Below are 2,365 nucleotides of genomic sequence, written 5' to 3'. Positions count from 1 at the left end.
CTGGCGGCTCAAACGGAAGATGCTGCTTTGCAGGCTCAGTTCGCTCCAGTTGCCAAAACCTTAACCGAAAACGAAGCCAAAATCGTTGACGAGCTAAAAGCGGCATCAGGTAAGCCGGTTGATTTGGGTGGTTACTACCGTCCGGATTTCGCCAAGGCATCTGCTGCCTTGCGTCCAAGCGCTACCTTTAACGCAGTCTTGGCAAGCTTGAACTAAGTCTTCCGGAATTCAGGAAGCGATAGAAGCACAAGAAGCCCCCTGTAGTGATACAGGGGGCTTTTTTCATGGGGGAATTCGCTCCGTCCGAACTTTACGCGGGAACCGCGCTCGTTCGGCTGATATGTTGCAAAGCTGTATCGTTGGCCGGGGCGGTGATATTGACTGCATGCAGCCCTTTATCGCCCTTGGTGACCTCAAATGTCACCTGTTGGCCAGCTTTGAGGGTTTTGTAACCCTCCATAGTGATGGCGGAATAGTGCGCAAACAGGTCTTCACCGCCTTCATCCGCCAGGATAAAGCCGTAGCCTTTTGCATTATTGAACCATTTAACGGTGCCAGTTGGCATGATTGGAGTCCTTCTGCCCAAGTGATGCCCTTGAAAAACATCACTGTCGTTATTATTGTCCCAAGTACAGCTATTGCTCGGGGTTTGGACGAGATGTCTGCTTATGTGTTGCTGAAAGTGTACCGCTGAAAGTCTTTAAGTGAGTCTTGGTGCTTTTATTTGAACTATATGCCGCATTTGTGTGCAAATGCGCTCTTTTTTTATCCAACAATTGACCCAAAGTCAAGCATTTATCCGTATTAGGTCTCATTAGGGCTTGTTATGCCGATGAGTTACAATACCGCCGAACAACTAATCATTTTTACTTTGTATTGAATCTCTATGGGCAATCTCCAAAACCTTCAACTAACCTTAGGTAAAGACGACGACAATTCTGCCGATGAATCTGATGGCGGCCTTGCGGTCTTAACCTCCAAGCCGAAGCTGAAACGGCCACCTATGTATAAGGTGATGCTATTGAATGACGATTACACACCGATGGATTTTGTGGTGGAAATACTGGAAGTGTTTTTTTCCATGTCGCGCGAAAAAGCCACCCACGTAATGTTAACGGTACATGTTCACGGCAAAGCGGTTTGTGGTATCTATACTCGTGATATAGCTGAAACTAAAGCGGCGCAAGTGAATCAATATGCAAGAGAGAATCAACATCCTCTGCTGTGTGAGATAGAAGCGGTTGAAGATGGTGAGTAATAGTAAGTGGTAGTGTGAGTGGTTTTTACATTTGTTGGTTAGAAGAGGGTATGCGCGATGTTAAGTAAAGATCTTGAAGTAACCTTAAATCTTGCTTTCAAAGGTGCGCGCTCCAAGCGTCACGAATTTATGACCGTTGAGCACTTGTTATTGGCGCTCATCGATAATGATTCGGCTGCTAATGTACTGCGCGCTTGCGGTGCTGATTTAATGAGTCTGCGTAAAGAATTAATCGAGTTTGTCGATTCCACAACCCCGCTCATCCCTGAAAATGATTCCGAGCGCGAAACCCAGCCAACCTTGGGTTTTCAACGCGTCTTACAGCGCGCTGTATTTCATGTGCAATCATCCGGTAAACAAGAAGTCACCGGTGCCAATGTCCTGGTCGCTATTTTTAGTGAGCAGGAAAGCCAGGCTGTTTATTATCTCAAACAACAAAGCATTGCCCGTATTGATGTGGTGAATTACATCACTCACGGTATTCATAAAGTATCTGGTCACACCGATCACAGTCACGACCACCACTCACCGCAAGAAAATCAGGATGAGGATGCAGCAACAAGTGAGTCCAGCTCGCAAAGCCCATTGGAAAATTTTGCTGCAAACCTGAATGAAGCAGCGATGCAAGGCCGTATTGATCCACTGGTTGGCCGTGAATTTGAAGTGGAGCGTGTGTGCCAGATTCTGTCGCGTCGCCGCAAAAATAATCCGCTGTTGGTTGGTGAATCTGGCGTGGGTAAAACCGCAATTGCTGAGGGGCTTGCCAAACGTATTGTGGATGGTGATGTCCCTGAGACTCTGGCTGACAGTGTTGTTTACTCGTTGGATATGGGAGCGTTGTTAGCGGGCACTAAATATCGCGGCGATTTTGAAAAGCGTTTCAAAAGTTTGCTCAATGAATTGAAGAAGCAAAAAAATTCTATTTTGTTTATCGATGAAATCCACACCATTATTGGTGCTGGCGCTGCTTCTGGCGGTGTGATGGATGCATCCAACTTGTTAAAGCCACTGCTGTCATCCGGTGAAATTCGCTGCATGGGTTCAACGACCTATCAGGAGTATCGCGGGATTTTTGATAAAGACCGCGCGCTTTCACGTCGCTTCCAA

Annotated in this window: 4 protein-coding genes; 3 read left to right on the top strand and 1 reads right to left on the bottom strand. The window is 46.8% G+C overall.

Annotated features, from left to right (window positions below; translation table 11 throughout):
- The coding region (locus tag ACWA6V_RS20665; protein ID WP_449524251.1) for an NADP-dependent isocitrate dehydrogenase at positions 1 to 216 on the top strand (216 nt) is incomplete at its 5' end.
- Positions 217 to 310: 94 nt separating this feature from the next.
- Here the strand turns inward: ACWA6V_RS20665 and cspD are convergent.
- Positions 311 to 565: a cold shock domain-containing protein CspD gene (gene cspD / locus ACWA6V_RS20660; RefSeq protein ID WP_331353431.1), complete on the bottom strand. Its 255-nt coding sequence runs from the start codon at positions 563 to 565 to the stop codon at positions 311 to 313.
- Positions 566 to 886: 321 nt separating this feature from the next.
- Here cspD and clpS point away from each other — a divergent pair, with 321 nt between their 5' ends.
- Together clpS and ACWA6V_RS20650 are read left to right on the top strand one after the other, a co-directional pair.
- Positions 887 to 1,258, top strand: a complete 372-nt coding sequence (gene clpS, locus ACWA6V_RS20655; protein WP_310073450.1) for an ATP-dependent Clp protease adapter ClpS — start codon at positions 887 to 889, stop codon at positions 1,256 to 1,258.
- 57 nt (positions 1,259 to 1,315) lie between these two features.
- Positions 1,316 to 2,365 (top strand): Clp protease N-terminal domain-containing protein (locus ACWA6V_RS20650; RefSeq protein ID WP_449524250.1); only part of this gene is annotated, 1,050 nt, incomplete at its 3' end.

This window comes from Cellvibrio sp. (assembly GCF_053579595.1).
The sequence above is the reverse complement of the archived record's forward strand: the minus strand, read 5'-3'. Positions and strand labels throughout refer to the sequence as shown.